Below are 24815 nucleotides of genomic sequence, written 5' to 3' on the forward strand. Positions count from 1 at the left end.
GCTTCGAGTCAGAAGCGGCCTGACCCAGGTCATCGGTGCCAGGCGACCGGCTCGCCTGGGCAGGCTCCGGGCAGCAAGGGGTTCAGCGCGAACGGGGAACGGGCGCAAGCAGTTCCGCCGGCGGCATCTCGCACTGGATCTTGCGGCCGATCAGTGCCTCGATGGGCGGCAGAGCGAAGGCGTCGTCCTCGCCAGCGAAGCTGATGGAGGTGCCGCTGGTGCCGGCGCGGCCGGTCCGACCGATGCGGTGCACGTAATCGTCCGGGTCTTCTGGCAGGGTGAAGTTGATCACATGGCTGATGCCATCGACGTGAATGCCGCGACCGGCGACGTCGGTGGCCACCAGCACGCGAATCTTGCCCTCGCGAAAGCCCTCCAGCGTGCGGATGCGCTTGTGCTGCGGGACGTCGCCGGACATCTGCGCGGCACTGATGCCGTCCTTGGTCAGGCGTTCCTCGATGCGTCGCACTTCGTCCTTGCGGTTGGCGAATACCATCACCCGCGTCCAGTCGTTCTGGGTAATCAGGTTGTACAGCAGCTTGTACTTGTCGCTGCCGGCTACGGCGTAGACATGTTGCTCGACGGTATCGCTGGCGACGTTCTCCGGTTCGATCTCGACCACGGCGGGGTTGGTGGTCCATTGCTGTGCCAGGTTCATCACGTCGTCGGTGAAGGTGGCGGAGAACAGCAGGGTCTGGCGTTCGCTCTTGGGCGGGGTCTGCCGAATGATCTGGCGGACCTGCGGGATGAAGCCCATGTCGAGCATGCGGTCGGCCTCGTCGAGGACCATCACCTCGACCATGTCCAGGTGCACCTCACCGCGCTGGTTGAAATCCAGCAGGCGGCCGGGGGTGGCAACGAGGATGTCGCAGTAACGCGATTCCAGCTGTTTGAGCTGCTTGTCGAAATCCATGCCGCCGACGAAGCTCATCACGTTGAGACCGGTGTACTTGGTCAAGTCCAGCGCATCGTTGGCGATCTGCACCACCAGTTCGCGAGTCGGAGCGATGATCAGGGCACGCGGCTCGCCCATGTAGCGGTCTTTCGGTGGCGGCGTCTCGAGCAACTGGGTAATGGTGGAAATCAGAAATGCGGCAGTCTTGCCCGTGCCGGTCTGGGCGCGACCGATGGCGTCCCTTCCAGCGAGTGTGTAGCCGAGCACCTGAGCCTGGATCGGCGTGCAATAAGGAAAGCCCAGGTCGTGAATGGCGTGCATCAGCTCTGGCGCGAGCTTGAAGTCATGGAAGCGGGTCTTGCCTTCGGCCGGTTCGACCACGAAGTCTTCCAGCTTCCAGGCCGGGGCGGCGGGTTTGGGCGGTTTGCTGCTGCGCTGGCGGCGCGGCTTTTCAGCGGTGCGCTGGGTGGCTTGCGGCTTGGGTTGGGCTTCGTTCGTCGCGACCTGCTGGGTCACGGGGGCGGTTTGCCGTTCGTGGCTGGCAGATGCGGCGCCAGTCGTTGTGGCGGCCCGCTCGTCCGGGGCCTTGCCAAAGATTTTCTTGAGTGCTTTGAGCACGGTCTTCTCGTCGTCGAAATGGGAAAGAATCGCGCGTCAGTGTAATGCAAGACGCAAATGTGGCGAAGCCTCCCGCCCGGTACGGGCGGCCGACGTGGTAGACGGCCGGACGATGGCAGGTGAGAAGCGGCGCGCTGCCACGGATAGTCGCACGTCCAGCTTCCTCTGATGCGCCTGGTCAGCCAAGACGTTCAGAGAGCCAGGCGCCGATGTCGCGAATTTCCTCCGGCAGCACTTCATGGCCCATCGGATAGTCGTGCCACGCCGCGGTGACGCCTGCGTCCTGGAGGGTTTGAAACGCGGCGCGGCCCATCGCCATAGGCACGACATCGTCGCGGCTGCCGTGCAGGCACAGTACCGGATACTGCAGTGCGGCCGGGGCGAACGCCGACGGCTCGGTAAAGGTGGGCGCGTAGGTCGAAAGCGCGATGACGCCGCCCAGCGGTCCCTGCCAGCGTAGAAACGCTGTGTGCAGGACGACCGCACCGCCTTGGGAGAAGCCGGCAAGGAAGATGCGTGCCGGATCGATCCCGGTATCGCGTTGCGCCTCGAGCAACGAGATGACCTGTTGTGCTGAAGCTTCCAGCTGGTCACGGTTGATCGCGCGGGCCGGGCTCATGGCAAGGATGTCGTACCAGCTTGGCATGCTCCAACCACCGTTGATGGTCACCGGACGCGTCGGCGCCTGTGGCAGGACGAAGCGCGTGCTAAGCAGCCGTTGTTGCAGGGCTTCGGCAACCGGCAGGAAGTCGTAACGGTCAGCGCCCAGGCCGTGCAGCCAGATGACGCAGGCGTCGGCGCTGTTGGACGGCTCGAGAATCAGCGGGGTAGTCATGGATCGGCTCCGGTCTGGGTACGGTTGCCTCTTCTTGGGGCGCTCTGTCCGCCGCCAGTGAGGAAATAGCGCGAGGTTACCCGCTACGGCGTGACGATAGAACCCGCGGTGGTACGTCGGCGGGCGTTCCCGGCGATCTGGTACGCCGCTTGCTTTGTGCTGCCTGCTCTCAAGGGATCGGCCTGCAGGGGCGAGTCGAGGCAATGACAAACAACGTTGCCGTTCATCCATGGGCGACTAGACTCAGGTCAGGCTGGCACCGCTTCGTTTGGCCCGTCGGTACATCGAAGTGGTTCATGGCCCGAACCCGAGAATAAGAAAGCAAACTGGAGGTTTCGATGATTAGGGTGAAATCCACACTGGCTGCGCTGGGTGCTGCGTCACTGCTTGGTATGAGCGGGTTGGCGCAGGCAGGGGCGACCCTCGATGCGGTGCAGAAGAAGGGATTCGTGCAGTGCGGCATCAGCGATGGCCTGCCAGGGTTTTCGTTCGCCGACGCCAAGGGCCAGTACCAGGGGCTCGACGTTGATGTCTGTCGAGCAGTCGCCGCCGCGCTGTTCGGCGACGCGAGCAAGGTCAAGTACAGCCCACTGACCGCCAAGGAGCGCTTCACCGCGCTGCAGTCGGGCGAGGTGGACATGCTGTCGCGCAACACCACCTGGACCAGCTCGCGAGATGCAGCGATGGGGTTGAATTTTACCGGCGTGACCTACTACGACGGGCAGGGCTTCCTGGTAAACAAGGAGCTCGGCGTCAAGAGTGCCAAGGAGCTTGATGGGGCCACGGTATGCATCCAGGCCGGCACCACCACGGAGCTGAATCTCTCCGACTATTTCCGCGCCAACGGCCACAACTACACCCCCATCACCTACGACACCTCTGATGAAAGCGCCAAGTCGCTGGAGTCCGGGCGCTGCGACGTGCTGACCTCTGACCAGTCCCAGCTCTATGCCCAGCGCATCAAGCTGGCGAAGCCTGATGACTATGTCGTATTGCCTGAGGTGATATCCAAGGAGCCCCTCGGCCCGGCGGTTCGTCAGGGCGATGAGGAGTGGTTCGATATCGTGCGCTGGACGCTGTTCGCCATGCTCAATGCCGAGGAACTGGGGGTCACTTCGGCAAACGTCGAGGAGAAGGCCAAAAGCACCAAGAATCCGGACGTTGCCCGCCTGCTGGGTGCCGAAGGTGAATATGGCAAGGACCTGAAGCTTCCGAAGGACTGGGCGGTACAGATCATCAAGCAGGTCGGTAACTATGGCGAGATCTTCGATCGCAACGTCGGTGCCGGCAGCGAGCTGAAGATCGAACGCGGCCTCAATGCCCTGTGGAACAACGGCGGCGTGCAGTACGCCCCGCCGGTACGTTGAGCGAGCGGGGCCGGCTATACCGGCTCCGTTACCAGAGGGAGAAGTATCACCGGTGCGCACAACGCGCCGGTGATGCGGTATGAGGACATTCGATGCGAACCATCGACAATCCCCGCCCGGCGGGCGGATCGCTTCTGCATGATCCGCGAGCTCGGGCCTGGCTATTTCAGATTCTGGCCGTCATCGCCGTGGTGGCATTCGGTTGGTACCTTTTCCATAACACCCAGACCAATCTCGCCCATCGCGGCATCACCTCCGGCTTCGGCTTTCTCGACAACGCCGCCGGCTTCGGCATTTCCCAGCACCTGATCGACTACAGCGAGAGCGACAGCTACGGTCGCGTATTCTGGGTCGGGCTGCTCAACACCCTGCTGGTCAGCGTGATCGGGATATTCCTGGCCACGATCATGGGCTTCATCCTCGGCGTGGGGCGGCTCTCGAGCAACTGGCTGATCCGCCAGCTGGCGACGCTCTACATCGAGGTATTCCGCAATATCCCGCCATTGTTGTTGATCTTCTTCGTCTATTTCGCAGTGATCAGCCCATTGCCTGGGCCACGCAACAGCCTGAGCCTGTGGGACGCCGTATTCGTCAACAACCGTGGCGTGCAGATGCCGGCACCCAGCGCCGCCGAGGGTTTCTGGGCATTCTGGCTGGCGTTGTTGGTGGCGTTGGCCTCGGTGGTCATGCTCAGCCGTTGGGCCCGCGCCCGACGCCATGCTACGGGCCGTACGTTTCCGGTGTTCTGGACCAGCTTCGGGCTGTTCATCGCCATTCCCTGGCTGGTGACGCTCGTTGCCGGGGCGCCGTTCAGCTGGGAAGTGCCCGAGTTGCAGCGCTTCAATATCCGCGGTGGCTGGGTGGTGATTCCCGAGTTGGTCTCGATCGTCGTGGCGCTGTCGGTCTATACCGCTGCATTCATCGGCGAAACCGTGCGCGCGGGCATTCAATCGGTCAGCCATGGCCAGACCGAGGCCGCCGCGTCCCTCGGCCTGCGCCCGGGACAGGTGCTGCGGCTGGTCATCGTGCCGCAGGCGCTGCGGGTCATCGTGCCGCCCTTGACCAGTCAGTACCTGAACCTGGCAAAGAACTCATCGCTCGCGGCGGCGATCGGCTATCCGGACATGGTCTCGCTGTTCGCCGGCACGGTGCTCAACCAGACCGGGCAGGCGATCGAGACCATGGCCATCACCATGAGCGTCTATCTGGCCATCAGCATCAGCATTTCGCTGCTGATGAACTGGTACAACAAGCGCATTGCGCTGATCGAGCGGTGAGCGCATGACCATTCATACCTTCAAGCCTGACCTGCCGCCACCGACCATCAGCATCGGTGCGTTCGGCTGGTTGCGGGCCAATCTGTTCTCCAGCTGGCTCAACACATTGCTGACGCTGGTCGGTCTGTATCTGCTGTGGCTGATCGTGCCGCCGGTGCTCGAATGGGCGATCTTCAAGGCTGACTGGACCGGCGAAACCCGCGCCGATTGCAGCCGCGAGGGCGCCTGCTGGGTGTTCGTGCAGGCTCGCTTCGGCCAGTTCATGTACGGCTTCTACCCCGTGGAGCTGCGCTGGCGCGTCGATGCGGCAGCCTGGCTGGCGATCATCGGCGCGGCGCCGCTGTTCCTGCGGCAGATGCCGCACAAGCTGCGCTACGGCCTGGGCTATCTGCTGGCCTATCCGCTGCTGGCCTACTGGCTGCTGCATGGCGGATTCTTCGGGCTGCAGACGGTGCCGACCAGTCAGTGGGGTGGGCTGATGCTGACCGTGGTGATCGCCGCGGTGGGCATTGCCGGCGCCTTGCCGCTGGGCATCCTGCTGGCGCTCGGGCGACGTTCGGACATGCCGGCCATCCGGGTGCTCTGCGTCACCTTCATCGAGTTCTGGCGCGGTGTACCGCTGATCACCGTGCTGTTCATGTCGTCGGTGATGCTGCCGCTGTTTCTGCCCGAAGGCATGAACCTCGACAAGCTGTTGCGTGCGATGTTGATGGTGGTGTTCTTCGAGGCTGCCTATATCGCCGAGGTGGTGCGCGGCGGCCTGCAGGCGATCCCCAAGGGGCAGTACGAGGCGGCCGCAGCGATGGGTCTGGGCTACTGGCGCAGCACGTTGCTGGTGATCCTGCCGCAGGCGCTGAAGCTGGTGATTCCGGGCATCGTCAACACCTTCATCGCCCTGTTCAAGGACACCAGCCTGGTGATCATCATCGGCCTGTTCGACTTCCTCAACAGCATCAAGCGCGCTACGGCGGACCCGGCCTGGCTGGGTATGTCCACCGAAGGCTATGTGTTCGCCGCGCTGGTGTACTGGATGTTCTGTTTCGGCATGTCCCGCTATTCCATGCGCCTGGAGCGCAAGCTGGACACCGGCCACAAGCGTTAGGAGTGAGATATGAATGATTCAATCGCGCAGGCCGGGCAGGCGAGCGAGCCGGTCATCCGCATGCAGGGCGTGCACAAGTGGTTCGGCCAGTTCCATGTGCTCAAGGACATCAACCTTTCCGTGCGGCAGGGCGAACGCATCGTGCTGTGCGGGCCGTCCGGGTCGGGCAAGTCCACCACCATCCGCTGCCTGAATCGGCTGGAGGAGCATCAGCAGGGGCGGATCGTCATCAATGGTGTGGAGCTGACCAGCGATCTCAAGCAGATCGAGGCGATTCGCAGTGAAGTCGGCATGGTCTTCCAGCACTTCAATCTGTTTCCGCACCTGACCGTGCTGCAGAACTGCACCCTGGCACCGATGTGGGTGCGCAAGCTGCCGCGCCGGCAGGCCGAGGAGATCGCCATGCATTATCTCGAGCGCGTGCGCATTCCCGAGCAGGCCAACAAGTTTCCCGGTCAGCTCTCCGGCGGCCAGCAGCAGCGGGTGGCGATCGCCCGGGCGCTGTGCATGAAGCCGAAGATCATGCTGTTCGACGAGCCGACTTCGGCGCTCGACCCGGAGATGGTCAAGGAAGTGCTGGACACCATGATCGGTCTCGCCGAAAGCGGCATGACCATGCTCTGCGTGACGCATGAAATGGGCTTCGCCCGCACCGTGGCCGACCGGGTGATCTTCATGGACAAGGGGGAGATTGTCGAACAGGCCGAGCCGGAGGTGTTCTTCACCAACCCGGTGAACGACAGGACCAAGCTGTTCCTCAGTCAGATCCTGCATTGAAGAGCGGCAGGTCTCCGAGCGGAAACAGTCGCCCCGTTCCGGCATCCCGCCTGACCTCCGGTTGACATCGGTCATGGGCGGACGTCCTGCGATAGCCTGTAATCGTCGCATCCCATCGCTTCCGGGGCGTCGGCATGTCGAAGCGCAGAACCTGTGGTGTCATTCATTCGCTACAGCTGGCAGTTGCCTGGCTGCTGGCGTGCGCGCTGGTCTCCTCGGCACAGGCAGAGGCGCTCTGGACACCGGCGGACATCGCGCTTTCCCGTCATGTGCCGCGTGAGGCCGAGGCAACTGATTCGCCCGCTTATGAAGCCGATCCGCTGGGGCTGATCCTCGTGGTCGAGGCCGGCGGCTCGCATGTCACCATCCTCGATGGCGAAAAGCTCGAGCCCATCCACCACTTTGTCACGCGAGGTGTGCATGGCAGCCCCTGTTTCACTCGCGATGGGCGCTTTGTGTTTTTCGTATCCCGCGATGGCTGGGTGACCAAGTACGATCTGTGGACGCTGACAATCGTCGCCGAAGTGCGTGCGGGTCTGGACAGCAGCAATATCGCCATTTCCCCTGCCGGCGACCACATTGCCGTGGCCAATCTGCGGCCCCATGCGTTGGTGCTGCTCGATGGAGAACTGAACCTACTCAAGGTCCTGCCGACCCTCGACCACAAGGGCGAGCGCAGCTCGCGGGTGTCGGCGGTCTACGGTCTGCCGGCGCGTCGGTCGTTCATCGTTGCGATGAAGGACATCGCCGAGCTGTGGGAGGTCAGCTATGACCCTGGCGCCGAGGACATGGCGATCGGTCTGGTGCATGACTTCCAGTACCGGGAGGGGACGTTCGTTTCCGGTTATCTCAACCCCCGGCGGATCGAGCTGGATGGGCCGTTGGATGACTTCTTCTTCAACCCGGAGCAGGCCGAGCTGTTCGGCGTGTCGTCCCAGGGCGAGGTGGAGGTCGTTCATCTGGATGCGCGTCGGCGGATCGGCCGGTTGCCCATGCAAGGGCACCCAGACATGGCGTCGAGTGTCGCCTGGCGGCGCGACGGCAGGTTGCTGATGGCCAGCACCGGTCAGGTGTCGCCCGAAATGGCGGTGATCGATCCGCAGCAACGCGCGCTGGTACGACGTATCGCTCTGAAGGGGCCTGGGCGCTTGCTCACGGCTCACGAGAACAGCCGGTATCTCTTGGTCGTTTCGACGATGCCGGCCGACTCTCGGCAGGTGCTGCAGGCGATCGACCGGGAGACGCTGGAAGTGGCGCGAGAATTCCTGGCCGAGCCGGAGGCGACACTGGCTCATGTCGAATTCTCACGAGATGGCCGCCATGTCCTGGTCAGCCTGCAGCGCGACGAGGGAGCGCTGATCACCCTCGATGGCCACGCCCTGGCCGAGGTGAAACGCCTGCCGATGAAACAGCCGGTCGGCCAATACGGCGTCTGGAGGAGGGCCGGGCTTCAGGGTGGCGCGCGCTAGCCAGCGGCCGGCTCGCGGTCGACTCCGTCATCGGTCCTGGCGCACTGCGTGCGGGCTCGCGGGGCAGGTTGCGGCCTTGCGCTGGTCGTCGGGGCCAGCTGTCAGCACGACTCCGGACTTGCAGCGGGTCGCTGCCCCTTGCCCATCGTCATGAGCTAGAATACGCGCCCCGACTGCTCCCCCTCCGAGGCTGTTCCGACGATGTTGATCCTGCGCGGCGCTCCCGCTCTTTCCGCCTTCCGTCATGGCAAGCTCCTGGCACAACTGACCGAGAAGGTCCCCGCCGTCAGCGGGTTGTACGCCGAGTTCGCCCATTTCGCCGAGGTTTCCGGCACGCTTGATGCGGATGAGCAGCATGTACTGACCCGCCTGTTGAAGTACGGACCCAGCGTGCCGGTACAGGAACCCGCCGGTCGGCTGTTCCTGGTGGTGCCGCGTTTCGGCACCATCTCGCCTTGGTCGAGCAAGGCCAGCGACATCGCCCACAATTGCGGCTTGGAAAAGATCCAGCGGCTGGAGCGGGGGATCGCCTACTACGTGCAGGGTGAAATCTCCGACGGCGACGCCAAGCTTGTCGCTGCCGCGCTGCACGACCGCATGACCCAGCTGGTGCTGGGCCGCTTCGAGGAGGCCGCCAACCTGTTCAGCCATGCCGAGCCGAAGCCGCTGACGGCGGTGGATGTACTCGGCGGCGGCCGCGCCGCGCTGGAGAAGGCCAACGTCGAACTGGGCCTGGCCCTGGCCGAGGACGAAATCGACTATCTGGTGCAGGCCTTCACCGGACTGGGACGCAACCCGCACGATATCGAGCTGATGATGTTCGCCCAGGCGAACTCCGAGCACTGCCGGCACAAGATCTTCAATGCCAGTTGGGACATCGATGGCGAGAGCCAGGAAAAGTCCCTGTTCGGCATGATCAAGAACACCTACCAGCTGCACAACGAGGGCGTGCTGTCGGCGTACAAGGACAACGCCGCGGTCATCGTCGGCAACGTCGCCGGGCGCTTCTATCCGAATCCTGAGACGCGCGAGTACGCGGCCAGCCAGGAGCCGGTGCATATCCTGATGAAGGTGGAAACCCACAACCACCCGACCGCCATCGCGCCGTTCCCCGGGGCTTCCACCGGCTCGGGCGGCGAGATTCGCGACGAGGGTGCCACTGGCCGCGGCGCCAAGCCGAAGGCCGGCCTTACCGGTTTCACCGTATCCAACCTGAACATCCCGGGTTTCGAGCAGCCCTGGGAAAAGCCCTACGGCAAGCCCGAGCGCATCGTCACCCCGCTGGACATCATGATCGAGGGTCCGCTGGGCGGCGCCGCGTTCAACAACGAATTCGGTCGTCCGGCGCTGACCGGCTATTTCCGTACCTTCGAGCAGGCAATCAGCACCCCGCATGGCGAGGAAGTGCGCGGCTACCACAAGCCGATCATGCTTGCCGGCGGCATGGGCAACATTCGCGAAGAGCATGTGCAGAAGGGCGAGATTTCGGTCGGCGCCAAGCTGATCGTCCTCGGCGGCCCGGCCATGCTGATCGGCCTGGGTGGCGGCGCGGCATCGTCGATGGCTACCGGTACCAGCTCGGCTGATCTGGACTTCGCCTCGGTACAGCGCGACAACCCGGAAATGGAGCGTCGCTGCCAGGAAGTCATCGATCGCTGCTGGCAGATGGGCGAGCAGAACCCGATCAAGTTCATTCACGACGTGGGCGCCGGCGGCCTGTCCAACGCCTTCCCCGAACTGGTCAACGATGGTGGTCGTGGCGGCCGTTTCGAGCTGCGCAACATTCCCAACGACGAGCCGGGCATGGCGCCGTTGGAAATCTGGTGCAACGAATCCCAGGAGCGCTACGTGCTTTCGGTCGATGCGGCCGATTTCGAACGTTTCAAGGCCATCTGCGAGCGCGAGCGTTGCCCGTTCGCGGTGGTCGGCGAAGCCACCGAGGAAGCGCATCTGACCGTCGCAGACAGCCATTTCGGCAACAAGCCGGTGGACATGCCGCTCAACGTGCTGCTCGGCAAGGCGCCACGCATGCACCGCAGCGCCAGCCGCGAAGCCGAACTGGGCGATGACTTCAATGCCGCTGCGGTCTATCTGGACGAAGCCGTGGGCCGCGTGCTGCGCCATCCTGCGGTGGCCAGCAAGAGCTTTCTGATCACCATCGGTGACCGCAGCATCACCGGCCAGGTGGTCCGCGACCAGATGGTCGGTCCATGGCAGGTGCCCGTGGCGGACTGTGCGGTAACCGCCGCCAGCTTCGACGTCAATTGCGGCGAGGCGATGGCAATGGGCGAGCGCACCCCGCTGGCACTGCTCGACGCTCCGGCCTCCGGGCGCATGGCCATCGGTGAGACGCTGACCAACCTGGCTGCCGCTTCCATCGACAAGATCTCCGACATCAAGCTGTCGGCCAACTGGATGGCCGCAGCCGGGCATCCGGGGGAGGATGCACGCCTGTACGACACCGTGCGTGCCGTTGGTATGGAACTCTGCCCGCAGCTGGGTATTACCATTCCGGTGGGCAAGGACTCGATGTCGATGAAGACGCGCTGGTCGGAAGAAGGCGCCGAGAAGAGCGTGACCTCGCCGCTTTCCCTCATCGTGTCTGGCTTTGCTCCGGTCAGCGACGTCCGCCGTACGTTGACGCCACAGCTGCGCCTGGACAAGGGGGCCACCGACCTGATCCTGATCGACCTCGGTCGCGGGCAGAACCGTCTGGGTGGATCGATTCTCGCCCAGGTCTACGGCAAGCTCGGGCGGCAGGTACCGGACCTCGACGATGCCGAAGACCTGCGCGCATTCTTTGCCGTCATTCAGGGGCTCAATGCCGATGGGCTGCTGCAGGCCTATCATGACCGCTCCGATGGCGGCTTGCTGACTACCGTGCTGGAAATGGCGTTCGCCGGTCACTGCGGTCTGAATCTGAATCTCGATGGTCTGCTGGATGATGCCGATGACGTGCCTGCCGTGCTCTTCAACGAAGAGCTGGGTGCAGTCATTCAGGTACGCCAGGATGACACCGAGATCGTGCTCTCGCAGTTCAGCGCAGCCGGCCTCGGCGACTGCGTCGCGGTCATCGGGCAGCCCGCCAACAATGGCTATGTCTCCATCAGGCTGGCCGGCAACGAGGTGTTCAGCGGCGACCGTCGCCTGCTGCAGCGCCAGTGGGCTGAGACCAGCTACCAGATCCAGCGCCTGCGGGACAACGCCGAGTGCGCCGACCAGGAGTTCGACGCGCTGTTGGAGGAGGACAATCCCGGCCTCAGCGTCAAGGTCGGCTTCGACGTCAATCAGGACATCGCCGCGCCCTACATCAAGCGCGGTGTGCGCCCGCAGGTGGCGGTGCTGCGCGAGCAGGGCGTCAACGGTCAGGTAGAGATGGCTGCGGCGTTCGACCGGGCCGGGTTTGCCGCGGTCGACGTGCACATGAGCGACATTCTCTCCGGTCGCGTCAGCCTCGAGGCGTTCAAGGGCCTGGTCGCCTGCGGCGGTTTCTCCTACGGCGACGTGCTGGGTGCCGGCGAGGGCTGGGCCAAGTCGGTCCTGTTCAATGCGCGCGCGCGCGACGGCTTCCAAGCCTTCTTCGAACGCAAGGACAGCTTCGCCCTGGGTGTGTGCAACGGCTGCCAGATGATGAGCAACCTGCACGAGCTGATCCCGGGAACCGAGTACTGGCCGCACTTCGTGCGCAACCGCTCGGAGCAATTCGAAGCGCGCGTGGCAATGGTCCAGATTCAGGACTCGCCGTCGATCTTCCTGCAGGGCATGGCCGGCTCCCGCCTGCCGATCGCCATCGCTCATGGCGAAGGCCATGCGGAGTTCGAAAGCGAGGAGGCCATGTTGCAGGCTGATCTCTCCGGTACCGTGGCGCTGCGCTACGTCGACAACCATGGCAAGGTCACCGAGCGCTATCCTGCCAACCCGAGCGGCTCGCCGCGGGGCATAACGGGTCTGAGCAGTCGTGATGGTCGTGTAACCATCATGATGCCGCACCCCGAGCGGGTGTTCCGCGCCGTAACCAACTCCTGGCGTCCGGACGAATGGCAGGAGGACGGCGGCTGGATGCGCATGTTCCGCAATGCGCGTGTCTGGGTTGACTGACCACGCTTTCGACCCGAGCCCTGCAAGCCCGCTGATCGCCGATCAGCGGGCTTTTCATTTGGACCAATGTCTATGAACCGCGGGTGTTGCTCGGCGTCTGAGCTATGACGCGCAGCACCTTTTGTGTGGTGCGTGGCCGGCAAACTGCCATCTATCTCGTCTGGCCACGCGCCAGGCTTCATGCGCACGGAGAGGTCGATGTACAAGCTGTGTTTCTATGTTCCGGAAAGCCATCTGGAAGCGGTCAAGAAAGCAGTGTTCGCAGTGGGTGGCGGTCGAATCGGTGGTTATGACAGCTGCTGCTGGCAAACGCTGGGGCAGGGGCAGTACCGGCCGCTGGAGGGTAGTCAGCCCTTTCTGGGACAGACCGGACAAGTGCAGCTCGTGGCCGAATGGAAGGTCGAGATGGTGGTCGCCGACGAGCTGATTCACGACAGCGTCAAGGCGATGAAAAAGGCTCACCCCTACGAAACGCCCGCGTTCGATGTGTGGCGTCTGTCCGATATGCAGTTCTGATCAGGGGGTGAGCGCCCCGCCGTTATTGGATGGTGCCTGGATGGGTCAGGGCCGTATCTCGATCAGCGTGCCGTCCTTAACCAGCGACCAGATTTCCCGCATGTCCCTGTTGCTCAGGGCGATGCAGCCTTCGGTCCAGTCAAGGGTATGGAAGAACCACTCGGGATACTCTTCGTCGAGTGGCGTGCCATGCAGCATGATCATGCTGCCCGGTGGCACCCCTTCCTCCTGCGCACGTGCCAGGTCGCGGGCGTTGGGGTAGGAGATGTGCATCGACAGGTTGTATTTGTCGCTGGTCTTGCGCCAGTCGATCCAGTAGAAACCCTCGGGCGTACGCATGTCGCCTTCACGCAGCTTCGCGCCGCGTGGCTGCTTGCCCAGCGAGACGCGATAGCTCTTGAGCGTCTGGCCGGCGCTGACCAGATGAAGTTGGCGTTCCGATTTGACAACCAGCACCTTGTCAATGGACGAGCCGCCCAGGCCGGGTGTCGTGGTGGCGTAGGACATCGCGGTGAAGGCTAGGCAGAGCAGGGTGAACAGCCAGCGCATCGAAACTTTCCCGTGCAAAACTGCATCAGACCTGTATTGCCGTCATGCCGTACCGAACATCAACTTGCCCGGTCGCGCTGCCTGAGGCCGGAGACGGCTTCGTTACGTACCGGGAAGGTCTGCTGCACCCGGTCGGTGAAGAAGCATTCTAGGGTACGGCCAATGGTCGGAAAAGCCAGCTCGGACCAAGGGATGTCCTGCTGATGAAAGAGTTTCACCTCGAGACTCTCGTCCCCGGCACAGAAGTCCAGATCGACCAGCTGCGCGCGAAAGAACATGTAGACCTGATTGATATGTGGCAGATCGAACAGGGTGTACAGCTGCAGGTCCCTGACTCTTGCGCAGGCTTCCTCGAGCGTTTCGCGCGCAGCAGCCTGTTGCATCGTTTCGCCGTTTTCCATGAAGCCGGCCGGCAGCGTCCAGTAGCCGCGTCTGGGTTCGATCGCGCGCCGGCAGAGCAGCACCTGGTCGTCCCAGATCGGCACGCAACCGGCAACGATGCGTGGATTCTGGTAGTGCACGGTCTGACAACTATCGCAGACGAAGCGCGGTCGGTTGTCACCGTCCGGGACGCGGATCAGGACCGGGTTGCCACACTGGTTGCAGTACTTCATGGAAGAATTCCTGTCGATTACGGCAAATCTTGGGCCGTCCGCGGTAATTCGGCAAGGAAGCCACGAACCACCGTGAGACTGATCTCCCAGGAGCCTGTTCGTCCGGCACCATGGCTTTTTCCGAGGTCTTGGGCCGTTGCGCCTTTCATGCCATGATGCCGGTCAAAGACGAAACGAGACTATTCATGCTGGACACAATACTCCGACGGGTGCGTGGCTATTCTCCGCATCTCTTGGCGCCGGAGGGCCGCCTGCCCGAGGCGGCCGTGTTGATGCCGATCACTCGCAGCGAATCGCCGGAACTTGTGCTGACGCTTCGAGCCGCAGGCCTCTCCACCCACGGCGGTGAAGTGGCATTCCCCGGCGGGCGCCGTGATCCGGAGGACCGTGATCTGCTAGAGACGGCGCTGCGCGAAGCCGAGGAGGAGGTGGGGCTTGCTCCCGGTATGGTGGAGGTGGTCGGGCCACTCAGCAGTCTGGTTTCGGTGCATGGAATCCATGTCACGCCGTATGTCGGACTGGTACCGGATTACGTCGAGTATCGAGCCAACGATGCCGAAATCGCCTCGGTATTTTCGGTGCCGCTGGAGTTCTTCTGCCAGGACCCGCGCGAGGTCACTCACCGGATCGATTATCAGGGGCAGAGCTGGTACATCCCGTCCTACCGTTTTGGCGAATATCAGATCTGGGGGCTGACGGCGATCATGATCGTCGAACTGGTGAACGTCGTTTACGACGCCGGTATCGAGATGCGCCGCGCGCCGGCGGCGTTCGTCGATCTGTCCGGACGCAGCAGACCCTGACCCGGCCCGGTGCGGGCCGACTATTCAAGCTGACTGAGAGGTAATGCCGTGAAATACCGTCTGGGAGAGTCGCGTGTGGATGCCCATCCGCAGAGCTGGGTGGCACCGAACGCTACGCTGGTGGGCAAAATCCGGCTCGATGCCGGCGCCAGCGTCTGGTTCGGCGCGGTGCTGCGCGGCGACAACGAGCTGATTCACATCGGCGAAAACAGCAACGTCCAGGACGGCAGCGTGATGCACACGGACATGGGCCATCCGCTGACGCTGGGAACTGGCGTGACGGTGGGGCACAACGCCATGCTGCATGGCTGTACGGTGGGTGACTACAGCCTGATCGGCATCAACGCCGTGGTGCTCAACGGGGCGAAGATCGGCAGACATTGCATCATCGGCGCCAACACGCTGATTCCCGAAGGCAAGGAAATCCCCGATGGCTCGCTGGTGGTCGGTTCACCAGGCAAGGTTGTGCGGGAGTTGACCGAGGAGCAGAAGAAGATGCTCGAGGCCAGCGCCGCCCATTACGTGCACAACGCGCAGCGCTACGCGCGCGATCTGGAGCCGGATGAGTGAGTCTTCAGGAAAAACCGGTAGCCTCCCCCTGCGTCAGCCTCTGTGCGCTGGATGACGACGATCTGTGCGTCGGCTGCCAGCGCAGTTCCGATGAGATTCGCCGCTGGGGGCTGATGGACAATGAAGAGCGGCGCCAGGTGCTGCGCCGTTGCAACGAGCGGGCCCGTCTCGGTGGCCAGCTGATGTAGGACGCCGATGGCGTTGATCGACCTTCACAAACGACGAGGAACTCCATGCCAACGATAGGCACCCCGCTGTCTCCCAGCGCCACGCGCATCCTGCTCTGCGGCTGTGGAGAGTTGGGCAAGGAGCTGGTCATTGAATTGCAGCGTCTCGGCGTTGAAGTGATCGCCGTGGATCGCTATGCCAATGCCCCGGCGATGCAGGTTGCGCATCGCAGCCATGTGATCGACATGCTCGATGGCGCCGCGCTGCGTGCCGTGATCGAGCAGGAGCGGCCGCATTACATCGTGCCGGAGATCGAGGCTATCGCAACCGCCACGCTGGTGGAGCTAGAGGGCGAAGGCTATACGGTGATCCCGACCGCCCGGGCGGCGCAGCTGACGATGAACCGTGAGGGGATTCGTCGTCTGGCCGCCGAGGAGCTGGGGCTGCCTACCTCGCCCTATCGCTTTGCCGACTCGCTGGATGAGTGCCGTGCCGCGGCGCAGGCGCTTGGCTTTCCATGCCTGATCAAGCCGGTAATGAGCTCTTCGGGCAAGGGGCAGTCCGTGCTGCGCAGTGTCGAGGATATCGAGGCGGCCTGGGACTATGCGCAGGCCGGCGGTCGCGCTGGGCGCGGTCGGGTCATCGTCGAGGGTTTCATCGATTTCGATTACGAGATCACCCTCCTGACGGTGCGGCATGCCGGCGGCACCAGCTTCTGCGAGCCAGTCGGGCATCGACAGGAAAAAGGCGACTATCAGGAGTCCTGGCAACCGCAGCCCATGGCGCCGGCGGCGCTGGCCGAGGCGCAGCGCATCGCATTGGCCGTGACCGATGCGCTCGGTGGTCGCGGCATCTTCGGTGTCGAGCTGTTCGTCAAGGGCGACCAGGTGTGGTTCTGTGAAATATCACCGCGACCTCACGACACCGGGCTGGTCACGCTGGTCTCGCAGGATTTGTCCGAGTTCGCCCTGCATGCACGCGCGATCCTCGGCCTGCCGATTCCGGTCATTCGCCAGCTGGGTCCGGCAGCGTCGGCTGTGGTGCTGGTGGAAGGGGAGGCGACTCAGGTGAGCTTCGGTAACCTCGCGGCGGTGCTTGCCGAGCCGGATACCGGGCTGCGTCTGTTCGGCAAGCCTGGCGTCAGCGGACAGCGCCGCATGGGCGTGGCGCTGGCACGAGACGTCTCCATCGATGCGGCTCGGCAGAAGGCATTGCGCGCGGCAGCAGCGGTAAAAGTCGATCTCTGAGTGCGGCGGAGCCGGCCTTGCGCCGCCTCCTTAGTTTGTTTGCTGCTCGGTCGATGGCGTCGCGTTGATGGTCCAGGCGCGCACGCTTTTCACCCGATTGTCGGCCGCCTGGAGGATCTCCAGGCGATAGTCGCCGATCTGCAGGCAGATGCCGCTGTCGGGGATGTGTTCCAGTGCTTCGGTGATCAGGCCGTTGAGCGTCTTGGGTCCGTCGCAGGGTAGCTGCCAATCCAGCGCTCGGTTCACCTCGCGGATGTAGGCCGCGCCATCGATGACCAGCGTGCCGTCATCCTGAGGATGGATGTCCGGGCTGCGCAAGGCGTCCTGATTGCTGAACTCGCCGACGATCTCTTCGAGAATGTCCTCGAGCGTGACGACGCCGCGGACATCGCCATACTCATCCACGACGATGCCGATCCGTCGCTTCTGTTTCTGAAAGTTCAGCAGCTGAGTCGACAGCGGCGTGTTCTCCGGCACGAAATAGGGTTCGGTGCAGGCGGCGAGCAGGCTCTCCTTGGTCAGCTGATCATGACTGAGCAGGCGAGCAATCTGCCTCATATGGACGATGCCTTCGATCTGATTGATGTCGTTGCGAAAGACCGGCAGGCGGGTGTGTGGGGTGGTGCGCAGCTGGCTGATGATCGCTTCCAGATCATCGTCCAGATCGATGCCGGTGACCTCGTTTCGCGGGATCATGATGTCGTCGACGGTCACCCGCTCCAGATCGAGAATGCCCAGCAGCATGCTCTGGCGGTTCAGCGGCAGGTCACTGCCGGATTCGCGCACCACGCTACGCAATTCCTCGGTGGAAAGACTGTCATTGCCCTTGTTGGACAGGTCTACGCCAAGCAGCCGGAGCAGTCCATTGCTTACCCAGCCGAGCAAGGCGACCAGCGGATAGAGGACCTTCTGCAGCATCAGCAGCGGCAGGCTGACCGGATAGGCGATGATCTCCGGGCGCAATGCGGCCAGGGTCTTGGGTGTGATTTCTCCGAACACCAACAGAACGATGGTCAGGCCGATGGTGGCGATGGCGATGCCGGCTTCCCCCCACAACTGCATGGCGAGCACGGTGGCAATGGAGGAGGCGAGGATGTTGACGAAGTTGTTGCCGACCAGGATGGTGCCAAGCAGGCGGTCTGGATGGGCCAGCAGGCTGCTGGCGCGACGTGCGCCCTTGTGTCCTTCCTTGGCTTGATGCCTCAGTCGATAGCGGTTGAGGCTGAGCATGCCGGTCTCGGAGCTGGAGAAGAACGCCGAGCACAGCAGCAGAAATACCAGTAGGCCGAGCAGAAAGCCGGGATGTAGATCTTCCACGAGTTGGCCTGTTCGTCAGATGTGCAGGATGAATTCGCGGACCAGCTTGCTGCCGAAATACGCCAGCATCAGCAGGCAGAAACCAGCCAGTGTCCAGCGGATCGCCTTATAGCCACGCCAGCCGAGCTGGTGTCGTCCCCACAGCAGCAGCCCGAAAACCACCCAGGCAACCACCGAGAGCAGTGTCTTGTGGACCAGATGCTGAGCGAAAAGATCGTCGAGAAACAGCCAGCCGGACACCAGGGAGGCGGACAGCAGCCCCCAGCCCGCCCATAGAAAACCGAACAGCAAGCTTTCCATGGTCTGCAGGGGAGGGAAGTTACGGATCAGTCCTGACGGGTGCTTGTGCTTGAGATGGTGGTCCTGCAGTAACAGCAGCAAGGCCTGGAACACGGCAATGGTCAGCATGCCGTACGCGAGTATCGAAAGGAGGATGTGCGCCAGTATTCCCGGTTCTTCGGCGATCGCTGGCGCAGTGCCGGATGGCGCGAACTGGGCAAAGAGTACGGTCAGGCAACCCAGGGGAAACAGCAACAGGAGCAGGTTCTCCACCGGCATCCGGTGGAGAGCCAGAAGGATCAGCAGGATCACGGCGGCGGCAATCAGGCTCGAAGCCGTGAAGAAGTCCAGGTGCAGGCCGCTGGGGGAGATGAGCTGGACGAACAGGCTGACGCTATGGGCGAGCAAGGCGAGTACGCCGGCGGCCAGCAGCAGCCGTTTGTCCGGGACCGCACGCTGCGCCAGACGCAGACTTTGGTAACCCGCGGCGCCAGCGTAGAGAACGGCCGCAGCGAGGCTGGGTAGCAGAGGAAGCATAGGTTCCGGTAACGAGCTCGAAAGGTCGTGAGTGTGGCACAAACGTCGGGGGCACAAAAGTCGCGTCGGGGTACGGATCGCCGCAGCTGGCGTCACTGTGTCATACGCAGCAGGGTGCGGCGGGCGCCACATTATCGAAAACCGCGGCGATCGGGGTACCGGCCCGATGCTTCCACCTTCTATAATCGCGCCCTTCAGCACATCCAGCGTGGAATGGCTCATGTTCGAAAACCTAACCGATCGCCTCTCACAAACGCTTCGCCATGTCACGGGCAAGGCCAAGCTGACCGAGGACAACATCAAGGACACCCTGCGTGAGGTGCGGATGGCCCTGCTCGAGGCCGACGTCGCGCTGCCGGTGGTCAAGGAGTTCGTCAATCGGGTCAAGGAGCGCGCGGTCGGCACCGAGGTATCGAAGAGCCTGACGCCGGGGCAGGCGTTCGTGAAGATTGTCCGCGCCGAGCTGGAAGAACTGATGGGCGCCGCCAACGAGGATCTGGCGTTGAATGTCGCGCCGCCGGCGGTGGTGCTCATGGCTGGCCTTCAGGGCGCGGGCAAGACCACGACAGTGGGCAAGCTGGCGCGCTTCCTCAAGGAACGCAAGAAGAAGTCGGTGCTGGTGGTCTCGGCCGACGTCTATCGCCCAGCGGCGATCAAGCAGCTCGAGACGCTGGCGGGCGAAGTCGGCGTGACCTTCTTCCCGTCCGACACCAGCCAGAAGCCGGTGGATATCGCCCAGGCGGCGATTCGCGAAGCCAAGCTCAAGTTCATCGACGTGGTGCTGGTGGATACCGCGGGTCGTCTGGCAATCGATGCCGAGATGATGGCTGAGATCCAGGCCGTGCACGCCGCGATCAAGCCGGCCGAGACGTTGTTCGTGGTCGACGCCATGACCGGTCAGGACGCGGCGAACACCGCCCGTGCGTTCGGCGATGCGCTGCCGCTGACCGGTGTCGTGCTGACCAAGGTCGATGGCGATGCCCGTGGTGGTGCAGCGCTTTCCGTGCGTCATGTGACCGGCAAGCCGATCAAGTTCCTCGGCATGGGTGAAAAGAGCGACGCGCTGGAGCCCTTCCATCCAGATCGAATCGCCTCCCGCATCCTCGGTATGGGCGACGTGCTCAGCCTCATCGAGCAGGCCGAGCAGACACTGGATCGCGAGAAGGCGGAGAAGCTCACCAAGAAGCTGAAGAAGGGCAAGGGCTTCGATCTCGAAGACTTCCGCGATCAGCTGCAGCAAATGAAAAACATGGGCGGGCTGGGCGGCCTGATGGACAAGCTGCCCTCCATCGGCGGCGTCAACCTGTCACAGATGGGGCATGCCCAAGGTGCGGCGGAGAAGCAGTTCAAGCAGATGGAAGCGATCATCAACTCGATGACGCCAGCCGAGCGGCGCAACCCGGACATCATCAGTGGCTCGCGCAAGCGACGTATTGCCATGGGCTCCGGCACTCAGGTGCAGGACATCGGTCGTCTCATCAAGCAACACAAGCAGATGCAGAAGATGATGAAGAAGGTTACCGGCAAGGGCGGCATGGCCAAAATGATGCGCGGTATGGGCGGCATGTTCCCCGGCGGCGGGATGCCCAAGTTCTAGGTCTGTGGCTGCGATTGCGCAAGGTTGGCGCCAGCGCTGGCGCACGCCCGTGTCCGGCGCGCTGGACGGCTGCGCGCCTCTAGCAAAAGAGTTTGCAAAATTCCCGGTATTCCTTAAAATGTGCGGCCTTTCGGGCCCAGGCCCATTTTAAGTGTGTGCCTTAAGTTAGCACCGACTACAGGAACGATGTTCACATGGTAACTATTCGTCTCGCCCGTGGCGGCTCCAAGAAGCGCCCTTTCTACCACCTGACCGTGACCAACAGCCGCAACCCGCGTGATGGTCGCTTCGTCGAGCGCATCGGTTTCTTCAATCCGATCGCCACTGGTGCGGAAGTGAAGCTCTCTGTCAATCAGGAGCGCGCTGCTTACTGGCTGAGCCAGGGCGCACAGCCGTCTGAGCGCGTTGCTCAGCTGCTGAAGGAAGCTGCCAAGGCCGCTGCCTGAGTCTATGAGCGCAATGTCTGCCCCGAGCGATGATCTGGTCGTCATCGGCAAGATCGTTTCGGTGCATGGCGTGCGCGGTGACGTGAAGGTCTATTCCTTCACCGATCCGATCGACAATCTGCTGGACTATCGTCGCTGGACGCTGAGGCGAGGTGACGAAGTCAAGCAGGTTGAGTTGGTCAAGGGGCGCCTCCAGGGCAAGATCCTGGTGGCTTCGCTGAAAGGACTGACCGATCGCGAGGTGGCGCGTACCTACGCCGACTTCGAGATTTGCGTTCCACGCAGCGAACTGCCCGCGCTGGATGACGGTGAGTACTACTGGTATCAACTTCAAGGTTTGAAGGTGCTCAATCAGGCCGGGCAGTTGCTTGGTCAGGTCGATCACCTGCTCGAGACCGGAGCCAACGATGTTCTGGTCGTGAAGCCTTGCGCTGGAAGCCTGGATGATCGCGAGCGACTGCTGCCCTATACGGATCACTGCGTCTTGAAGGTCGATCTGGAATCGGGCGAGATGCAGGTCGACTGGGATGCGGACTTCTGAACGGCATGGCCGCATTGCGCGTTGAAGTCATCAGTCTGTTCCCGGGTATGTTCGCAGCCATCAGCGAGTATGGGATTACCAGTCGTGCGGTGAAGCAAGGGTTGTTGCAGTTGAGCTGCTGGAATCCCAGGAGCTACACCGAAGACCGTCATCAGACGGTGGATGACCGCCCATTCGGTGGCGGCCCCGGCATGGTGATGAAGATCAAACCGCTCGAGCTGGCGTTGGTCGATGCCAAACGCGCCGCGGGCGGCAAGGCGAAGGTGATCTACCTTTCGCCGCAAGGGCGTCAGCTGAAACAGGCGGATGTCCGCGAGCTGGCGAATGAGGATGCGTTGATTCTCATCGCCGGTCGCTATGAAGGTATCGACGAGCGTTTCATTGAAGCGCACGTAGACGAGGAATGGTCGATCGGTGACTACGTACTGTCCGGCGGCGAGCTGCCGGCGATGGTGCTGATCGATGCCGTGACCAGGTTGCTTCCGGGCGCCTTGGGTCATGCTGGTTCCGCCGAGGAGGACTCGTTTACCGACGGCCTGCTCGACTGTCCGCATTACACGCGACCTGAGGTGTATGCGGGTAAATGTGTTCCTGAGGTGCTGCTCAGCGGCAACCACGAACACATCCGGCGCTGGCGCTTGCAGCAGTCCCTTGGTCGGACCTGGGAGCGCCGCGCCGATCTTCTGGATAGCCGCTCGCTTTCTGGAGAAGAACAAAAGCTGTTGGCGGAATACATCCGCCAGCGGAACGATAGTTAACGTATCGATGGCAACCCGGTGGGTTGACCTTAGGAGCACACAGCATGACCAACAAGATCATTCAGCAGCTCGAAGCCGAGCAGATGACCAAGGAAATCCCGCCGTTCGCGCCGGGTGACACCGTTATCGTTCAGGTGAAGGTGAAGGAAGGCGAGCGTCAGCGTCTGCAGGCCTTCGAAGGCGTCGTGATCGGCAAGCGTAACCGCGGCCTGAACAGCGCTTTCACCGTTCGCAAGATTTCCAACGGCGTTGGCGTCGAGCGTACCTTCCAGAGCTACAGCCCGATGGTCGACAGCATCAGCGTCAAGCGTCGCGGTGACGTGCGCAAGGCCAAGCTGTACTACCTCCGCGCGCTGTCCGGCAAGGCCGCCCGCATCAAGGAAAAGCTGGTCTAAGACCGCTTTCCCCGCTTCGAAGAAAAGCAGCCTCCGGGCTGCTTTTTTTTTAAGCGCACTTCCCTCAGGCCGCAGTCTGCTCGCAGCGAGCGGTAACCTTCGACGGCACTGGCACTGGCACTGGCACTGGCACTGGCTAAGTGGCGTGTGGAAAACTGGTACCTCCCATTCCGTCTCGAAGTCGCCATGTCCGCTCTCGACGATCCCATTATCGACCGCTACCTCGATGCGCTGTGGCTGGAAAAAGGCCTGGCCGACAACAGCCGGGAAGCCTACCGCAGCGATCTGGCACTGTTTAATGCATGGTTGCATGAGCGCGGCGTCCGGTTGGCGACCGCGGGTCGTGAGGTCATCCTCGATCACCTCGCCTGGCGTCTGGACAATGGCTACAAGGCGCGTTCCACGGCGCGCTTCCTGTCCGGGTTGCGCGGCTTCTATCGCTACCTGCTGCGCGAGGGCGACATATCGCTGGATCCGACATTGCGTGTGGATCTGCCGCGCCTTGGGCGTCCCTTGCCCAAGGCGCTGTCTGAGGCCGACGTGGAGGCGCTTCTGGCGGCGCCCGATGTCGATGATCCGCTGGGATTTCGCGACCGGGCGATGCTCGAGGTGCTGTATGCGTGTGGGTTGCGCGTAACCGAACTGATCGGCCTGACGCTGGAGCAGGTCAGCTTGCGTCAGGGCGTGTTACGAACCTTCGGCAAGGGCAACAAGGAGCGCCTGGTACCGCTGGGTGACGAGGCGCTGCATTGGTTGGAGTGCTATCAGCGCGATGCGCGCGGCCTGTTGCTTGTCGGCAAGGCCAGCGATGTGCTGTTTCCCAGTCAGCGTGGCGATCAGATGACGCGGCAGACCTTCTGGCACCGGGTCAAGCTGCACGCCAAGGCGGCCGGAATCGCTACCTCTATCTCGCCGCATACCCTGCGCCACGCATTCGCCACACACCTTCTCAACCATGGTGCGGATTTGCGGACCGTGCAGATGTTGCTCGGGCATAGCGATCTGTCCACTACGCAGATCTATACCCATATCGCCCGCGCCCGGCTTCAGGAGCTGCACGCGGCCCATCATCCACGTGGCTAGCCGGGTCACATGCCTGCCGCCGATCGCGCATCAGTCGATGCGTGCCTCGTTTGCATCAACTGCCGGCAGGCCGGTGGGAGAAGCGGCTAGCAGTTTGAGCGCGATGCCTATGGTAGTCTTTGCCCCTTCCCTTAGATCGCCGCTGCCAGGAGTTTCCATGGGCGTGATTCGTTTGTTCGCTGCCGCCTCTATCGGCCTGGCCAGCACTCTTGCCACTGCTGCCGACCCTGATCAGGCGATTCGCCAGGCGTTGCAGAAAATTCAGCCGGACATGCCGATCGAGGCCGTAGCGGAAAGTCCGATGCCGGGTGTCTATCAGGTTCAGCTGGAAGGCGGGCGCCAGCTCTATGCTAGCCCGGACGGGCAATTCGTGATTCAGGGCTATCTCTATCAGTTCCAGAATGGTCAGGCTGTCAATCTCACCGAGTTGGCGCAGAGCAAGTCGGTGGCCAAGCAGATCAACTCGATCCCGCAAAGCGAGATGGTGGTGTTTTCGCCAAAGGAGCCGAAGACCCATATCACCGTGTTCACCGATACCGACTGCGGCTACTGCCAGAAGCTGCACAGCGAAGTGCCGCAGCTGAACCGCCTCGGCGTCGAGGTGCGCTATGTGGCCTTTCCGCGCCAAGGCATGGGTAGTCATGGTGCCAATACGCTGACCAGTGTGTGGTGTGCCAAGGATCGCCAGGATGCGATGAACAAGGCCAAGGCCCGTGAGGAGCTGCCGGCAGCCAGTTGCGAGACGCCGATCGCCAAGCAGTATCAGCTCGGCCAGATGATCGGCGTGCAGGGCACTCCCGCCATTATTCTCGCCAATGGGCAGATGATCCCAGGCTATCAGCCGGCTGCGCAGCTGGCTGACGTGGCGCTCAAGGCGGAGTAAGGCTGGCCGGCGGTCCGAATGTGCCGCCTCGGCCGGGGAAGGCAGGAACTGGACGGCATGCTGCGTTCAAAGCT

24 protein-coding genes are annotated in these 24815 nt (G+C 62.8%); 18 read left to right on the plus strand and 6 right to left on the minus strand.

Annotation, left to right across the window (positions count from 1 at the left end):
* Positions 1-82: 82 nt before the first annotated feature.
* Entirely contained in the window at positions 83-1513 is a 1431-nt protein-coding gene (rhlB, locus tag HZR81_RS07290) for an ATP-dependent RNA helicase RhlB (protein WP_500127702.1), read from the minus strand.
* A gap of 178 nt (positions 1514-1691) precedes the next feature.
* The gene (locus tag HZR81_RS07295) at positions 1692-2348 is read right to left on the minus strand and encodes an alpha/beta hydrolase (RefSeq protein WP_500127703.1); all 657 of its coding nucleotides are present in this window, start codon (positions 2346-2348) and stop codon (positions 1692-1694) included.
* A gap of 338 nt (positions 2349-2686) precedes the next feature.
* Between HZR81_RS07295 and HZR81_RS07300 the strand changes: the two genes are divergently transcribed.
* The 7 genes from HZR81_RS07300 to HZR81_RS07330 all read left to right on the plus strand — a co-directional run bounded on the left by HZR81_RS07300 (position 2687) and on the right by HZR81_RS07330 (position 12954).
* Positions 2687-3715 (plus strand): amino acid ABC transporter substrate-binding protein, encoded by a 1029-nt coding sequence (locus tag HZR81_RS07300; protein WP_063544673.1) that lies wholly within the window; start codon positions 2687-2689, stop codon positions 3713-3715.
* A 92-nt stretch (positions 3716-3807) separates the two neighbouring features.
* The gene (locus tag HZR81_RS07305) at positions 3808-4992 is read left to right on the plus strand and encodes an amino acid ABC transporter permease (RefSeq protein WP_500127704.1); all 1185 of its coding nucleotides are present in this window, start codon (positions 3808-3810) and stop codon (positions 4990-4992) included.
* Positions 4993-4996: 4 nt separating this feature from the next.
* Complete coding sequence (locus HZR81_RS07310; RefSeq protein WP_500127705.1) at positions 4997-6094, plus strand: amino acid ABC transporter permease; 1098 nt, start codon at positions 4997-4999, stop codon at positions 6092-6094.
* A gap of 9 nt (positions 6095-6103) precedes the next feature.
* Positions 6104-6871, plus strand: coding sequence for an amino acid ABC transporter ATP-binding protein (locus tag HZR81_RS07315; protein WP_102840664.1), 768 nt, complete (start codon positions 6104-6106; stop codon positions 6869-6871).
* A gap of 134 nt (positions 6872-7005) precedes the next feature.
* A complete protein-coding gene (locus HZR81_RS07320) occupies positions 7006-8340 on the plus strand; it encodes a cytochrome D1 domain-containing protein (RefSeq protein WP_500127706.1) in 1335 nt (444 codons plus the stop codon).
* Positions 8341-8541: 201 nt separating this feature from the next.
* Entirely contained in the window at positions 8542-12438 is a 3897-nt protein-coding gene (purL, locus tag HZR81_RS07325; protein WP_500127707.1) for a phosphoribosylformylglycinamidine synthase, read from the plus strand.
* 198 nt (positions 12439-12636) lie between these two features.
* On the plus strand, positions 12637-12954 hold the full coding sequence (locus tag HZR81_RS07330; RefSeq protein WP_500127708.1) for an NGG1p interacting factor NIF3: 318 nt from the start codon (positions 12637-12639) through the stop codon (positions 12952-12954).
* A 45-nt stretch (positions 12955-12999) separates the two neighbouring features.
* Here HZR81_RS07330 and HZR81_RS07335 read toward each other — a convergent pair whose 3' ends face one another.
* Together HZR81_RS07335 and HZR81_RS07340 are read right to left on the minus strand one after the other, a co-directional pair.
* Entirely contained in the window at positions 13000-13503 is a 504-nt protein-coding gene (locus tag HZR81_RS07335; RefSeq protein ID WP_230725134.1) for a L,D-transpeptidase family protein, read from the minus strand.
* Between the two features lie 59 nt (positions 13504-13562).
* Positions 13563-14117 (minus strand): NUDIX hydrolase, encoded by a 555-nt coding sequence (locus tag HZR81_RS07340; protein WP_125868348.1) that lies wholly within the window; start codon positions 14115-14117, stop codon positions 13563-13565.
* 185 nt (positions 14118-14302) lie between these two features.
* On the opposite strand from HZR81_RS07340, the gene HZR81_RS07345 reads away from it, so the two are divergent.
* The 4 genes from HZR81_RS07345 to purT are packed head-to-tail and all read left to right on the plus strand — an operon-like array spanning position 14303 to position 16905.
* Complete coding sequence (locus tag HZR81_RS07345) at positions 14303-14920, plus strand: CoA pyrophosphatase (protein ID WP_063544691.1); 618 nt, start codon at positions 14303-14305, stop codon at positions 14918-14920.
* Between the two features lie 48 nt (positions 14921-14968).
* Positions 14969-15490, plus strand: a complete 522-nt coding sequence (locus HZR81_RS07350; protein ID WP_063544693.1) for a gamma carbonic anhydrase family protein — start codon at positions 14969-14971, stop codon at positions 15488-15490.
* Entirely contained in the window at positions 15487-15678 is a 192-nt protein-coding gene (locus HZR81_RS07355) for a DUF1289 domain-containing protein (protein WP_063544695.1), read from the plus strand. Before HZR81_RS07350 ends, HZR81_RS07355 begins: the two co-directional genes overlap by 4 nt.
* Before the next feature lie 45 nt (positions 15679-15723).
* Complete coding sequence (gene purT / locus HZR81_RS07360) at positions 15724-16905, plus strand: formate-dependent phosphoribosylglycinamide formyltransferase (RefSeq protein ID WP_500127709.1); 1182 nt, start codon at positions 15724-15726, stop codon at positions 16903-16905.
* 30 nt (positions 16906-16935) lie between these two features.
* On the opposite strand, the gene HZR81_RS07365 is transcribed toward purT, so the two are convergent.
* On the minus strand, positions 16936-18222 hold the full coding sequence (locus HZR81_RS07365) for an HlyC/CorC family transporter (RefSeq protein WP_500127710.1): 1287 nt from the start codon (positions 18220-18222) through the stop codon (positions 16936-16938).
* Positions 18223-18237: 15 nt separating this feature from the next.
* Positions 18238-19038 carry a cytochrome C assembly family protein gene (locus HZR81_RS07370; RefSeq protein WP_063544701.1) on the minus strand — a complete coding sequence of 267 codons (801 nt, stop codon included), beginning with the start codon at positions 19036-19038 and terminating at the stop codon, positions 18238-18240.
* Between the two features lie 220 nt (positions 19039-19258).
* Between HZR81_RS07370 and ffh the strand changes: the two genes are divergently transcribed.
* From ffh to HZR81_RS07405, 7 genes are all read left to right on the plus strand, one after another.
* Positions 19259-20635 carry a signal recognition particle protein gene (gene ffh / locus HZR81_RS07375; protein WP_102840672.1) on the plus strand — a complete coding sequence of 459 codons (1377 nt, stop codon included), beginning with the start codon at positions 19259-19261 and terminating at the stop codon, positions 20633-20635.
* Between the two features lie 194 nt (positions 20636-20829).
* Positions 20830-21081: a 30S ribosomal protein S16 gene (rpsP, locus tag HZR81_RS07380; protein WP_011912373.1), complete on the plus strand. Its 252-nt coding sequence runs from the start codon at positions 20830-20832 to the stop codon at positions 21079-21081.
* A 13-nt stretch (positions 21082-21094) separates the two neighbouring features.
* Complete coding sequence (gene rimM, locus HZR81_RS07385; protein WP_166082495.1) at positions 21095-21622, plus strand: ribosome maturation factor RimM; 528 nt, start codon at positions 21095-21097, stop codon at positions 21620-21622.
* 5 nt (positions 21623-21627) lie between these two features.
* Complete coding sequence (gene trmD, locus HZR81_RS07390; RefSeq protein WP_133456082.1) at positions 21628-22380, plus strand: tRNA (guanosine(37)-N1)-methyltransferase TrmD; 753 nt, start codon at positions 21628-21630, stop codon at positions 22378-22380.
* 44 nt (positions 22381-22424) lie between these two features.
* Positions 22425-22775 (plus strand): 50S ribosomal protein L19, encoded by a 351-nt coding sequence (gene rplS / locus HZR81_RS07395; RefSeq protein ID WP_015277862.1) that lies wholly within the window; start codon positions 22425-22427, stop codon positions 22773-22775.
* 186 nt (positions 22776-22961) lie between these two features.
* Entirely contained in the window at positions 22962-23858 is an 897-nt protein-coding gene (gene xerD, locus HZR81_RS07400; protein WP_500127711.1) for a site-specific tyrosine recombinase XerD, read from the plus strand.
* A 157-nt stretch (positions 23859-24015) separates the two neighbouring features.
* The gene (locus HZR81_RS07405) at positions 24016-24741 is read left to right on the plus strand and encodes a thioredoxin fold domain-containing protein (protein WP_125868354.1); all 726 of its coding nucleotides are present in this window, start codon (positions 24016-24018) and stop codon (positions 24739-24741) included.
* Positions 24742-24815 lie beyond the last annotated feature (74 nt).

Origin of the sequence: Pseudomonas sp. LM13, from assembly GCF_041381355.1 — a bacterium.
Lineage (GTDB): Bacteria > Pseudomonadota > Gammaproteobacteria > Pseudomonadales > Pseudomonadaceae > Stutzerimonas > Stutzerimonas frequens.